The organism is Streptomyces sp. (genome assembly GCF_036524955.1).
Classification (GTDB): domain Bacteria; phylum Actinomycetota; class Actinomycetes; order Streptomycetales; family Streptomycetaceae; genus Actinacidiphila.
The window spans coordinates 20,023-33,269 of the sequence record NZ_DATDBG010000261.1 but is presented as its reverse complement, the minus strand read 5'-3'; the positions used below and the strand labels follow the sequence as shown (position 1 = coordinate 33,269).

Below are 13,247 nucleotides of genomic sequence, written 5' to 3'. Positions count from 1 at the left end.
TCACCCCGCGACGGCGTATGCCTCCACGCCGAACAGCGAGTAGCCGTACTTCGTGGCCCGCCGCACCCCCTGCACCCGCAGGAAGCGGGTGTCCGCCGCCGCCTCCAGCCATACGGTCTCGGTGCCGCCGCCCCCGTCCGTCACCGTGGCCGCGGTCTGCCAGGCCACCCCGTCCGCGGAGGTGAGAATCCGGTAACCGGCCGCGTACGCGTCCTGCCAGTGCAGCACCACCCGGCCGACCCGTGCCGGGGCCGGGAGCTCGACCTGCACCCAGGAGTCGTCGGTCACCGGCGACGACCAGCGGGTGGCCGGATCCCCGTCAGCCACCGCACGCGCCGGGAAGCCGGGGGTCTCGTCGCCGGACGAGGCGGCCGTCGCGCCGGGTACGAGATCGGGTCCGCCGGTACGCGGATGCGTGCGTACGGTCAGGCGGCGCTCCACGGTGCGGCCGGCGACGGTGAGGCGGACCGGGACGGAGTACGTGCCGGGGGCCGTTCCGGCGGGGACCTGGACGCGCAGGGGCACGGGCGCGGTGGCGCCCCGGGGGAGGGCGAGCTCTCGGGGGGCGGTCACCTTGATCCCGGCGGGCGCGGCGCCGACCGCGACGGTGGCGGTGAGGTCGCGGGGCAGCCCGGCGGCGAGGTGGGCGGTCACCGTCCGCGGCGGGCCGCCGGCCTCGGCGTCCAGCCCGGTCGCCCGGTCGAGGGTGACGCGGGGCGGTTCGGCGAACCACGGCACGACCTGGTGGACGCCGTCCGCGTCGGAGATCCGTACCGCGTCGGCGAGCACGCCGGCGTGCAGTTCGGTCCAGCCGCCCGGGTCCAGGGTGCCGATCCGGCGCCAGGTGCCGAGGGTGCGGACCTCGACGGAGACGGCGGCCGGAGCGGGACCCGGGGCGCGCGACGAGGTGTCCCGCGGACCCGGCGGCGCGATGCCGGCGCCCTTCGCCGGGCCTTTCGCGGCGGCCGTCACCGTCACCGTGTCCAGCAGTCGCGCGCCGGCGAACCGTACCGTCACCGGACCCGGCCCCGCGGCCGTGGCCAGGTCGCCGTCCACCACCGTGGCGGCGTTCCCGGTACCCGTCGCCGTAGGGGGTGTCTCGCCCGGCACCGAGACGGCGAAGTCCCGTACCGTCACCGCCGCCGACTGTCCGGCCGTGGCGCGCAGCCGGACGCGGCGGGCGCGGGTGCCGGGCGGGAGGGCGGCGTGGATGACCGCCTGCTCGTGGTACTGCCCGATCCGGCGCCAGCCCGAGCCGTCGTCGTCGGCGACCTCCAGCACGGCGTGGTGCAGGAAGTCGTCCGATCCGTCACCGTCGCCCATCGTGATCCGCACGTCACTGACCGGCTTCGCCGTACCGAGATCGACCCCGAGGACGTCGTCCGGCTGCGGCGGGGCGTCGCTCGACCAGGAGGTCGTGTCCTTGCCGTCGGTCATCGCGGCGGGGTCGGTGCCGCGCCCGGAGGCCAGGGTGCTGGTGGCGGTCCTGCCGTCCGTACGCAGTCCCGTCCACGCGTCGCCGCGGGCCGCCGCGCGGTCGAGGAAGGCGTCCAGCGTCCCGGCGCCGACCCGAGCGGTGCCCTGGCCGAGTGCGTCCCGGTCCCGGTCCAGCGCCTGCCGGGCCTGCCACGCCGCGGCGCCGTCCCCCGCGGCCTGTGCGACGAGCATGTCCACGGCGTGCCCGCCCGCGGCGCCGTATCCGGAGAGCCGGTCCAGCCAGGGCCCCGCCTCGTCGCCGAAGGTGCCGTCGGCGAGCCCTTGGAGGGCGCTCGGGGCGCCCCTCATGACCGCGAAGGCCGCACGCAGCCGGTCCGCCGCACCGCCCAGCCTCACCGTGTCGCCGGCGTCCAGCGCGGTCTGGAAGTCCCCTGTCAACGGCCGCAGATACGCCGACTCCTCGCCGCCGAGCGCGGACGACGACTCGTTGCCGGCCAGCGCGCGCAGCGCGGCCCGGGCCGCCGGGGCGGGGCCCGCGAGATCGTCGATCGCGGCCTGCCAGGAGGCCGCCGGGTCGTAACCGCGCGGATTCCAGGCGAAGTCCGCGACCGTGAACAGCGGGATGCGGGACGCGGCGGGCTGCTGCATCGCACCGGCCAGTACTCCGGCCAGCATGGTCGCGACGGCCGGTTCGCGCCCGGTGTAGGGGCCGAGAAAGAGACGGCCGGGGTCGAAGTCGTTGACGGGGTAGTTGTCGACGGTGGTCAGCGGATGCCGCAGCGCGGCCTGGGCGGCGGACACCTGTGCGCCGGTGATGCTTCTCGGGAGCACGCCGACGCCGGTCCAGGCGACGGTGACGCCGGGGTCGAGCGCCCGCGCCAGCGCGGTGCGGTACGGGGTCGGGCCGTCCTGGTAGAACTCGGTGGGCAGCAGCGACAGTTCGGCGCCCGGGTACCGCCCGGCCAGGTACGCGGCCGTGGCGTTGGCCGCTTTCGCCTGCGCGCGGGCCGCCGCGTCCGGACCGGTGCCGAACTCCCTCGCGTCCGCACCGCAGTGCCACTCGCTGTAACTGACGTCCTGGAACTGCAACTGGAAGGCCCGCACCCCCAGCGCCCACATCGCGTCCAGCTTCCGCTCCAGGGCACGCTGGTCCGCCGCCGAGCTGAAGCACATCGCCTGGCCGGGCGCGACCGCCCAGGCGAGCGTCACATGGCCACGGGCCGCCTTCCCGGCGAGCGCCCGGAAACCGGCGCGCAGGCCGGCGGGGTACGGCTCACGCCACCGCGCCTGGCGATACGGGTCGTCGCCCGGCGCGTACAGGAAACGGTTCTGTTTGGTCCTGGCCAGGAAGTCCAGCTGGGTCAGGCGCTGCTCCTGCGTCCAGGGGACCCCGTAGAACCCCTCGGTCACCCCCCGCACGGGGGCGGCGGGCCAGTCCCGTACGGTCACGGCCGCGAAGCCGCGGTCGCCGTGCGAGACGGTCGCCAGCTGGCGGAGCGTCTGGGCGGCGTGGAAGAGGCCGTCCGGGCCGGCGCCGTCGAGGGCGATCGTCCGGTCGTCGACCGCCAGCCGGTAGCCGCCGGAGGGGAGGTCGCCCCGTGCCGGGACGCGCAGATCGGCCAGCGGCGTCAGGGCGGGGGCGCCGGCGTACACGGTGAGTCCGGGGCCGCGGGCCTGCGATCGTAGGAGCCGGCGTGCCCCCGCCTGACGCAGTGCGTCCTCGACGACGTCGAGCGCCGCGGGGTCGGCGTCGTCGCCGGCCACGACGGTGACCTCGGGGGTGACCCGGGCGAACCGGCCCTGGGCCCGAAGGCTCTGCGGCCGAGGCCACACGGCGGGGACCGCGGGGCCGTGCTCGGTGGCCGTCGCGGACGCGGCCGGCTGTGCGGGCGTCCGACCGGCGAGCGCCGGCGCTTGGCCGGTCGCCTGGTCGGCGAGTGCGGGTGCCTGCCCCAGCCAGCCCCCGACCACCGTGGCGGCCACCGCCACCGCCGAACCCCTGCGCAGCACGTTTCCCTCCCGCAGCCCGCAGCCCGCAGCCCACCGACCCACATGACCCACATGACCCACCGAACGAACCGCGAGCCCATCACTCCGGCCGCCCGCGTGTCAACGTCTCCTTCGCGGGAGGCGGTGGCGCCGGGAGGCGCGGGCGGCGGCGCCGCGCGGGAGGCGCCCGGAATTCGATGTCGGCGGCCCCCGCACCGAAACCAGTGCCGCGTCAGCCGCGCCGGTCGCGTTGCCAGGGTTTGCCCCGTCGCGACGCCCGGAACAGCACCTCGTGGCGTTGCCGCATCGGCCGAGCAGGCCCACTACCCACTACGAGGCCGGTCCGGCGCCTTGCGACGCACCGCACCGGACGCCGCTCCTTGACGGGCAAACCCTGACTGACGCGGCACCAGGGTGACGCCGCACCCCACCGGGCTGGCGGCGCTCGGCACCGCTGCCGCACTCCAGCCGCACCAGGGACGCTCCACTGCGCCGCCGCGCCCGCACGCCCCGCGCAGGCCGACCGGTCCCACACCGGCGCCGGCCGCCTGACGTGCTGCGGGGGACTCTGAAAGTTGTCCACAGGGGCTCGGCGGGGGAGGCGGGGTGCGTGCGAGGATGGCTGTCTCAGCGGACGAGAAGGAGTGGGCCACTGTGGCTGGTACGAACCTCACGCGTGAGGAGGCGCAGGAGCGTGCGCGCCTGCTCACTGTGGACACCTATGCGGTAGAGCTGGATCTTGGCGGGGCCCAGGACGGAGGGACCTTCCGGTCGGTCACCACCGTGCGCTTCGACGCGGCCGAGGACGGGGCCTCCACCTTCATCGACCTGGTCGCACCCGCCGTGCACGACGTCGTGCTGAACGGGAAGGAGCTGGACCCGGCCGAGGTCTTCGCGGACTCGCGGATCACCCTGCCCTCCCTGCGCGCCGGGGGGAACGAGCTGCGGGTCGTGGCGGACTGCGCCTACACCAACACCGGCGAGGGACTGCACCGCTTCGTCGACCCGGTGGACAAGCAGGCCTACCTCTACACCCAGTTCGAGGTGCCGGACGCCCGCCGCGTCTTCGCAAGCTTCGAGCAGCCGGACCTGAAGGCGAGCTTCGCCTTCACCGTGCGGGCGCCACGCGGCTGGACGGTGATCTCCAACTCGCCGACCCCCGAGCCCCCGGCCGACGGCGTGTGGGTCTTCGAGCCCACCCCGCGCATCTCCACGTACATCACCGCGCTGATCGCCGGGCCGTACGCGTCGGTGCACAGCAGCTGGGAGGGCGAGGGCCGCAGCGTGCCGCTCGGCATCTACTGCCGCCCGTCCCTCGCGGAGTACCTGGACGCGGAAGCGGTCTTCGACGTCACCCGCCAGGGCTTCGACTGGTTCGAGGAGAAGTTCGCCTACCCCTACCCCTTCGCCAAGTACGACCAGCTCTTCGTGCCCGAGTTCAACGCCGGGGCGATGGAGAACGCCGGCGCGGTCACCATCCGCGACCAGTACGTGTTCCGGTCCAAGGTCACCGACGCCGCGTACGAGACGCGTGCCGAGACCATCCTGCACGAGCTGGCCCACATGTGGTTCGGCGACCTGGTCACCATGGAGTGGTGGAACGACCTGTGGCTGAACGAGTCGTTCGCCACCTACACCTCCATCGCCTGCCAGGCGCACGCCCCCGGCTCGAACTGGCCGCAGGCGTGGACGACCTTCGCCAACTCCATGAAGACCTGGGCCTACCGGCAGGACCAGCTGCCGTCCACCCACCCGATCATGGCGGAGATCGAGGACCTGGACGACGTCCTGGTCAACTTCGACGGCATCACCTACGCCAAGGGCGCCTCCGTGCTCAAGCAGCTCGTCGCGTACGTCGGGACGGACGAGTTCTTCGCCGGTGTGCAGGCGTACTTCAAGCGGCACGCCTGGGGGAACACCCGGCTGACCGACCTGCTGGGCGCGCTGGAGGAGACCTCGGGCCGCGACCTGAAGACGTGGTCCAAGGCGTGGCTGGAGACCGCGGGCATCAACGTGCTGCGGCCCGAGCTGACCGTGGACGGGTCCGGCGTCGTCACCTCCCTCAAGGTCCGCCAGGAGGCCCCCGACCTGCCCGCAGGCGCCAAGGGCACGGCGGTGCTGCGGCCGCACCGGATCGCTGTCGGTGCCTACGATCTGCAAGGCGGCAAGCTGGTCCGTACCAGCCGTATCGAACTGGACGTGGACGGCGAGCTGACCGAGGTGCCGTTCCCGCCCGGCACCCGCCGCCCCGACGTGATCCTGCTCAACGACGACGACCTGTCGTACGCCAAGGTGCGCCTGGATGAGCAGTCCCTCGCGGTCGTCCGCGACCACCTGGGCGACTTCACCGAGTCGCTGCCGCGCGCCCTGGTGTGGGCGGCGGCCTGGGACATGACGCGGGACGGCGAGCTGGCCACCGGCGACTACCTGGAACTGGTGCTGCACGGCATCGCCAAGGAGACCGACATCGGGGTGGTGCAGTCGCTGCACCGCCAGGTGAAGCTGGCCCTGGACCTGTACGCGGCCCCGGAGCGGCGCGAGAGCGGCCTGGCCCGCTGGACCGGGGCGGCCCTGGAGCACCTGGAGGCCGCGGCCCCCGGCAGCGACCACCAGCTCGCCTGGGCCCGCGCCTTCGCCGCGACCGCCCGCACTCCCGAGCAGCTCGACATCCTCGCCGGCCTGCTGGACGGCACCGTGGAGTACGAGGGCCTGGCCGTCGACACCGACCTGCGGTGGGCACTGCTGAAGCGGCTGGCCGCGACCGACCGGGCCGCCGAGGCGGAGATCGAGGCCGAGCTGGTACGCGATCCCACCTCGGCGGGTGAGCAGCACGCGGCGGGCGCGCGGGCCGCCCGGCCGGACGCGGAGGCCAAGGCCGCGGTGTGGGCGTCGGTCGTGGAGGACGACAAACTGCCCAACGCCGTGCAGGAAGCGGTCATCGGCGGCTTCGTCCAGACCGACCAGCGCGAGCTGCTCGCGGGGTACACCGAGCGGTACTTCGCCGAGGTGAAGCGGGTCTGGGAGACCCGCAGCCACGAGATGGCGCAGCAGATCGTGGTCGGCCTCTACCCCTCGCTGCACGTCTCGCAGGCCACCCTGGACGCCACGGACGCCTGGCTCGCCGAGGCCGAGCCGGTCCCGGCCCTGCGGCGGCTGGTCACCGAGTCCCGCGCGGGCGTGGAGCGGGCCCTGCGGGCCCAGGAGGTGGACGCCGCCGGGGCCGCCGGCTGAGCCGAGAAGGACAGGTGATCCACGGGGAACCGTCGCGTGGCGGTTCCCCATGGGCCAGGATGCCGGTGTGAGCCACATCGTCGGCGCGGCCCCGGCCGCGGCAGAGGTCAGGACCGCGCACACCGCGGAACTGGGGTCCGCGGAGCTGAGCGCCGTGCGGAGGCTGCTGGAGGACGCGTTCGCCGGGCATCCCGACGGGGAGTTCACCGAAGCCGACTGGGATCACACCGTCGGCGGTATGCACGCCCTCGCATGGGAGGGCGGTCGGCTGATCGGGCACGCCGCGGTCGTGCAGCGGCGGCTGCTGTACGGCGGGCGGGCGCTGCGCGCCGGGTACGTGGAGGGCGTCGCCGTACGGGAGGACCGGCGGCGGCGGGGGCACGGTGCCGCGGTGATGGCGGCGGCCGAGCGCTTCATCCGGGGCGGGTACGACCTCGGCGCCCTCGGCAGCGCCGAAGAGGCCACCGGGTTCTACACCGCCCGCGGCTGGCGGGCCTGGCAGGGCCCCACCTCCGCGCTCACCCCCGAGCACGGCATCACCCGCACTCCCGACGAGGACGGCTGGATCTACGTCCTCCCGCTCCCGCACACCCCGCTCGACCTGACCGCGCCCCTGACCTGTGACTGGCGCGACGGCGACGCCTGGTGAGGCGGTGAGCGTTCCCCGCTGACGTGCCGTCGTTTTCCGACGGCACGTCAGTCCAGCCTGCCTGGCCGGACAGTCGTACCGATGGGGTGATCCGGCTGATCGTGGGACCCGCTTCGGTGAGCTTTCGGCGAGCCTGAACCCCACATCCGGGCAAACCGGTAAAGGTGGGGCCCCACCGGCTCCTGGAGGAACGTTCATGGCTGGGTTGACGCGACGCCGGCTGCTCGGCTCGGCGGCGGGGGCGATCGGCGGATCGGCGGCGCTCGCGCTGCTGCCGTCCAGCGTGCAGAAGGCGGTCGCGGCCGGACCGCCGCGCAAGAGCTCCATCGCCGACATCGAGCACGTCGTCCTGCTGATGCAGGAGAACCGCTCGTTCGACCACTACTTCGGCACCCTCTCCGGCGTCCGCGGCTTCGCCGATCCCGACGCGCTGACGCTGTCCACCGGCCGCTCGGTCTTCTACCAGCCCGACACCGTCAACCCCGAGGGCCACCTGCTCCCCTTCCACCTCGACACCAGGACCACCAGCGCCCAGGCCATCCCCTCCACCAGCCACGCCTGGTCCGTCCAGCACAAGGCTTGGAACAACGGCCGGATGGACATGTGGCTGCCCGCCCACCGCGCGGCCGACGGCGCCAACGGCCCGTACGTCATGGGCTACTACACCCGCGACGACATCCCGTTCCAGTTCGCCCTCGCCGAGACCTTCACCGTCTGCGACAACTACTTCTGTTCGGTGCTCGGCCCGACCTGGCCCAACCGCCTGTACTGGATGACGGGCACCCTCGACCCCGCCGGCACCCGGGGCGGCCCGGTGATCAGCAACAGCGCGCCGAACCCGTACCGGTGGACCACGTACGCAGAGCGCCTGGAGGCGGCCGGCGTCAGCTGGAAGGTCTACCAGCAGGACGACGACTACGGCTGCAACCTGCTGGAGAACTTCGCGAACTTCCAGAACGCCGCCCCCGGCTCCGCGCTGCACGAGCGGGGCGTGCGCCCGCAGCCCGAAGGCACCTTCGAGGACGACGCCCGCAACGACCGGCTGCCGGCCGTCTCCTGGATCATCCCGACCGCCGTCCAGTCCGAGCACCCGGACTACCTGCCCGCGGCCGGCGCGGACTTCGTGGCGCAGAAGCTGGAGGCCATCGCCTCCAACCCGGCGGTGTGGGCCAAGACGGCGTTCATCCTCAACTACGACGAGAACGACGGTCTCTTCGACCACGTGCCCCCGCCCACCCCGCCCGCCGGCACCGCCGACGAGTTCGTCCAGGGCCTGCCGATCGGCGCCGGCTTCCGCGTCCCGGCGATCATCGTCTCGCCGTGGACGGTCGGCGGCTGGGTGGCGGGCGAACGCTTCGACCACACCTCGCCACTGCGCTTCCTGGAACGCTTCACCGGCATCCGGGAACCCAATATCTCCGCCTGGCGCCGCGCCACCTTCGGTGACATGACCTCGGCGTTCCGCTTCACCGATCCCGAGCCGGCACCCCCGCCGCTGCCCGACGACACCGCCGAACGGTTGGCGGAGGCCAGACTGGACGTCGCCACCCTGCCCAAACCGGTGCTGCCCGCCGCCGCCCAGACCTTCCCGGTCCAGGAACCGGGCACCCGCCCGCACGCAGGACGGTAGACCCGGCACCCCAGGAAAAACCGCTGGGCGCGGGCCCGCCGGCCCCGGTAGCCTCGGCCTTTGGCCGGGCACCTGGGGGAGGCACCACGATGGCGGCGGGTCTCGGCCGTGACTTCCGTAGGCTGTGGGCGGCGAACTCCGTCTCCACGCTGGGCGACGGCGTGGTCGCCGCGGCGGCCCCGCTGCTGGTCGCCTCGGTCGCGGACGACCCGGTCCTGGTCGGTCTCGCGGTCTTCGTCCAGCAACTGCCGTGGCTGCTGTTCTCCCTGGTCAGTGGGGTCGTCATCGACCGTCTCGACAAGCAGCGGCTCATCGTCGCGGTGGACGCGCTGCGCGGCGCGCTGACCGCCGTACTGGCGGTGGCGGTGTGGTCGGGGCACGCCTCGATCCCGGTGATCTACGCGCTCGCGTTCCTGCTGGGCACGGGGGAGACGCTGGCGGCGACCGCGGCGTCGACGCTGGTACCCGCCGTGGTCCCGGACGAGCTGCTGCCGAAGGCGAACGCGCGGTTGCACGGCTCGTACTTCGTCCTCAACAAGTTCGCCGGGCGACCGCTCGGCGCGAGCCTGTTCGTGCTGGCCGCCGCGCTGCCGTTCGGGCTCGACGCGATGTCGTTCCTGGTCTCGGCGGCACTGGTCGCGACGATGCGCGGGGTGCGGCGGGAACGGGCGGTCGGGGCGTCCAAGGAGGCCGGCCGGTCCCCGGAAGGCGGCGCCTCCCCGCATGCCGGCCGGCCGTCGGTGCGGGCCGACATCGCCGAGGGCCTGCGGTGGGTGTGGGCCGATCCGGTGATCCGGATGATGTCGGTCGCGCTGTGCCTGATGAACGTCACCCTGACCGCGGGCATGTCGACCCTGGTCCTCTACGCCCGGGACCGACTCGGGATGAGCGAGGTCGGCTACGGACTGCTGCTGTCCGCGAGCGCGGTCGGCGGGGTCTTCGGCGCGATGCTGGCACCCCGGTTGCAGGCCCGGTTCCGGGCCTCGCCGCTGCTGCGGGCCGGACTGGTCGTCGAGACGCTGACCCACGTCGGCCTGGCCGCGTCCACCACGGCCTGGGCGGCGGTGTCGGTCCTGGTCGCCTTCGGCGTCCACTCATCGGTACTCGGCGGGGTCGAGACGACCTTCCGGCAGCGGCGGGTCCCGGAGGAGCTGCGGGGGCGGGTGCACAGCGCTTTCCTGATGTTCGCCTACGGCGGCAACGTCGTCGGGGCGGTCGTCGGGGGGCCGCTGGTCCGCTGGCACGGGGTGACGGCCCCGTTCTGGTGCTCGGCGGTGGCGATGACGCTGCTCACCGCGGTGGCCTGGCGGCCGTTCGGCCGCAACCTGGAACCGCGGGGCGCCGCCGAAAGCGCGGCGGCCACCCGAGAGGCGTACGCGGGGCCGTAGCGGGACCCCTCACGCCGTGAAAGGGACCGCGCAGCCCGTGAAGAAAGACCGCTCAGCCGCTCTGCTGCTCCTTGCGGGACTTGTCGGTCACCATCACCAGACCCGCGATGACCGCGAACAGCACGATCGGCGCGGCGACGAACAGGCCGAGCGTCTCGATGACGCTCAGGCCGGAACCCGGGTCGTCACCGTCGTCGCGGGCCACCGCGAACGCGGGGGACGACATCAGCAGCATCAGCGTCGTGGCGGAGGTGACGACGCCGGCGCGCACGGCCTTCTTGGTGAGCTTCTTGTCCACGCGCCCAATGTAGTGACCGTCCCCGCGGCCCGCGCGCCCGGGGTGCCCTTACACGGGTGGTACGGGCCCACGGCCATCCCGCGGTTTCGGTCGGTCTTTCTGCTCGTTCCCTGCGGGGGTGGTCTTGTTCCTCGGCCGCCCGCTCCAGGAACTCGGGCGTCAGCCCTCCGCCCCTTGGTCGGTCTTCTGCTCGTTCCCTGCGCGGGTGGCCTCGTTCCTCGGCCTCCCGCTCCAGGAACTCGGGCGTCAGCCCTCCAGCGGCTGCGGGCCCGTCCCGGCATGGTCCGGCGAGCCCCCGCCGAGCGCCCGCCGCACCGCCTCCGCCAGTGCGCGCAGCCGCGGGGAGGCGGCAAGCTGCTCCAGGCTGAGCGGGGTGCCGTCGGGGCCGGCGACCGGGAGCCGCCAGTTCGGGTACTCGTCCGTGGTGCCCGGCAGGTTCTGCGGGCGGCGGTCGCCCACCGCGTCCGGCAGCCACACGCCGATCATCCGGGCCGGGGTGCGGACCAGGAACCGGTGCACGGCCGTCACCACCGCCTCCTCGTCCGCCGCACCCTCCGGGAGCAGCCCGACCCGGGCGAGCAGCGCCAGCCACTCGGCGACCTCGGCGGCGTCCGCCGCCTCCTCCTCGGCGAGCGGGCGGCTCAGCAGGCCGAGGCGGTGCCGCAGCCCGACGTGCTCGCCGGTCAGCCGGGCCGCGGTGCTCGGCAGGTCGTGGGTGGTCGCAGTGGCCAGGCAGGCTGCCCGCCACGCGGACGGCGGCAGCGGGCGGTGGCCGGCCTCTCCGCCGTTTTCACCGTCCCCGCCGTCCCCGCCGTCCCCGCGGTCATCGTTCCCGGTTCCGTAGTCCCGCTCGAACCACAGCACCGACGTGCCGAGGATGCCCCGGTCGGCCAGCTCCTCGCGGACGCCCGGCTCCACCGTGCCCAGGTCCTCGCCGATCACGACGGCGCCGGCCTCGTACGCCTCCAGGGCGAGCAGGCCGAGCATCGCCTGGGCGTCGTAGTGGACGTACGTGCCCTCGGTCGGCGGGCGGCCCTCCGGCACCCACCACAGCCGGAACAGCCCCATCACGTGGTCCACCCGCAGGCCGCCGGCGTGCCTCAGCAGCCGGGCGATCAGGTCGCGGTACGGGGCGTAGCCGGTGGCCGCCAGCGCGTCCGGACGCCAGGGCGGCAGGCCCCAGTTCTGGCCGCGGGAGTTGAACGCGTCCGGGGGCGCCCCGATGGACATCCCGCCGGCCAGCACCGGCTGCATCGACCAGGCGTCGGAGCCGGCCGGGTGCACGCCCACGGCGAGGTCGTGCACGACGCCGACCGTCATACCGGCGTCCCGGGCGGCCCGCTGCGCCGCATCGAGCTGGCTGTCCGTCAGCCAGCTGAGCCAGCAATGGTGTTCCACCCGTTCCAGGAGCCGGGCGCGGGCGCGTGCCACCTGCGGGGAGCGGGGATCGCGCAGCCCGGCGGGCCAGGTGTGCCAGTCGGGACCGTGCAGTTCGGCCAGGGCGGACCAGGTGGCGTGGTCCTCCAGTGCCTGGCCCTGCTCGGCGCGGAAGCCGGCGTACGCGGCGCGGCGGCCCGGGCTCAGAGGCACCTCCCGCACCAGCGCCAGCGCCTCCGCCTTCAGCGCCCACACCGCGTCGCGGTCGATCAGCGCGTCCTGGAGCAGGACGCTGTCGCGCAGGGCGGCGGCCTTCCGCACCAGGCGTGCGGCGTGCTCGCGGGCCTCGGGCTGGAGACGGGCGTACTCCGGGATCTCCTCCACCCGCAGGTACACCGGATCGGGGAAGCGGCGGGAGGAGGGACGGTACGGGGACGGGTCCGCCGGAGGCCCCGGCACACCCGTGTGCAGCGGATTGATCTGCAGGAAGCCGGCGCCGAGGCCGCGGCCCGACCAGGCGGCGAGATCGGCCAGGTCGGCGAGGTCGCCCATGCCCCAGGACCGGGCGGACAGGGTGGAGTAGAGCTGGGCCATGAAGCCGAAGGTCCGCGCGGGGGGACCGGGCAGCCGCTCGGGGGCGACCATCAGGTCGCCTTGGGAGGTACGGCCGTCGGGGGTAACCGCGTGCAGGCGGTAGCGTCCGGGCACCCCCGGCGGCCGTGCCAGGGGTTCGCCGGTCCGCGTCTCCACCGTCACCCGGGTGCCGCCCGGCAGGCGGCCGTCCAGGGCCTGGGCGAGGGTGCCGCGGTTCACCCGGACGACGGTGCACGCGGGGAGCAGGCGGTGCCCCTCGCGCTCCTCGTACGCGGCCAGGGCGTCGCGCACGGCGTCCGGCCCGGAGGCGTCCACGCCGAGTGCCGCCAGTACGGAGATCAGGGTCTCCCGGGGGACCGGTACGGCCTTGCCGGGGGCGGGTTCGTACGTCACGTCCACGCCGTACAGCCCGGCCAGCCGTAAGAGGTCCATGCGGGGACCGCCCTTCCTCGGGTTCCGGGCCACGTGCCCAGACCCTTACCCGCCCCTTCCGCGGACTACCCTTCCCCCTTCCGCGGGGTGCCTGCTGTGCGGGGGATTGTTCCCGCCCGCACCAACCGCGCGGACGGGGCGAAGAGCACGGGTCCACCCGGGGCGCGCTCCCCGCCGACGGCGGCCGCCGTGTCCGCGGCGGACGGAGAAAGCGGCGGGGCG

The 13,247-nt window shown here is 74.2% G+C and carries 7 protein-coding genes; 4 read left to right on the top strand and 3 right to left on the bottom strand.

The genetic code is table 11. The features are described from left to right. Positions 1-3,447, bottom strand: coding sequence for a beta-N-acetylglucosaminidase domain-containing protein (locus VIW71_RS20770; protein ID WP_331623928.1), 3,447 nt, complete (start codon positions 3,445-3,447; stop codon positions 1-3). A 633-nt stretch (positions 3,448-4,080) separates the two neighbouring features. Here VIW71_RS20770 and pepN point away from each other — a divergent pair. The 4 genes from pepN (at position 4,081) to VIW71_RS20750 (ending at position 10,324) form a co-directional block, all read left to right on the top strand. Continuing rightward, the gene (pepN, locus tag VIW71_RS20765) at positions 4,081-6,657 is read left to right on the top strand and encodes an aminopeptidase N (RefSeq protein ID WP_331623926.1); all 2,577 of its coding nucleotides are present in this window, start codon (positions 4,081-4,083) and stop codon (positions 6,655-6,657) included. 67 nt (positions 6,658-6,724) lie between these two features. After that, positions 6,725-7,306 carry a GNAT family N-acetyltransferase gene (locus VIW71_RS20760; protein ID WP_331623925.1) on the top strand — a complete coding sequence of 194 codons (582 nt, stop codon included), beginning with the start codon at positions 6,725-6,727 and terminating at the stop codon, positions 7,304-7,306. A 196-nt stretch (positions 7,307-7,502) separates the two neighbouring features. Beyond that, entirely contained in the window at positions 7,503-8,936 is a 1,434-nt protein-coding gene (locus VIW71_RS20755) for an alkaline phosphatase family protein (protein WP_331623924.1), read from the top strand. An 89-nt stretch (positions 8,937-9,025) separates the two neighbouring features. After that, positions 9,026-10,324: an MFS transporter gene (locus VIW71_RS20750; RefSeq protein ID WP_331623923.1), complete on the top strand. Its 1,299-nt coding sequence runs from the start codon at positions 9,026-9,028 to the stop codon at positions 10,322-10,324. Positions 10,325-10,376: 52 nt separating this feature from the next. On the opposite strand, the gene VIW71_RS20745 is transcribed toward VIW71_RS20750, so the two are convergent. Together VIW71_RS20745 and malQ are read right to left on the bottom strand one after the other, a co-directional pair. Then, the gene (locus VIW71_RS20745) at positions 10,377-10,622 is read right to left on the bottom strand and encodes a hypothetical protein (RefSeq protein ID WP_331623922.1); all 246 of its coding nucleotides are present in this window, start codon (positions 10,620-10,622) and stop codon (positions 10,377-10,379) included. A gap of 246 nt (positions 10,623-10,868) precedes the next feature. Next, complete coding sequence (malQ, locus tag VIW71_RS20740) at positions 10,869-13,025, bottom strand: 4-alpha-glucanotransferase (RefSeq protein ID WP_331623921.1); 2,157 nt, start codon at positions 13,023-13,025, stop codon at positions 10,869-10,871. Between the last annotated feature and the right edge of the window lie 222 nt (positions 13,026-13,247).

Bases quoted from the DNA above. Each gene is read 5' to 3' on its own strand.
- malQ (WP_331623921.1), bottom strand. From the start codon at position 13,025: ATGGACCTCTTACGGCTGGCCGGGCTGTACGGCGTGGACGTGACGTAC.
- VIW71_RS20750 (WP_331623923.1), top strand. From the start codon at position 9,026: ATGGCGGCGGGTCTCGGCCGTGACTTCCGTAGGCTGTGGGCGGCGAAC.
- VIW71_RS20755 (WP_331623924.1), top strand. From the start codon at position 7,503: ATGGCTGGGTTGACGCGACGCCGGCTGCTCGGCTCGGCGGCGGGGGCG.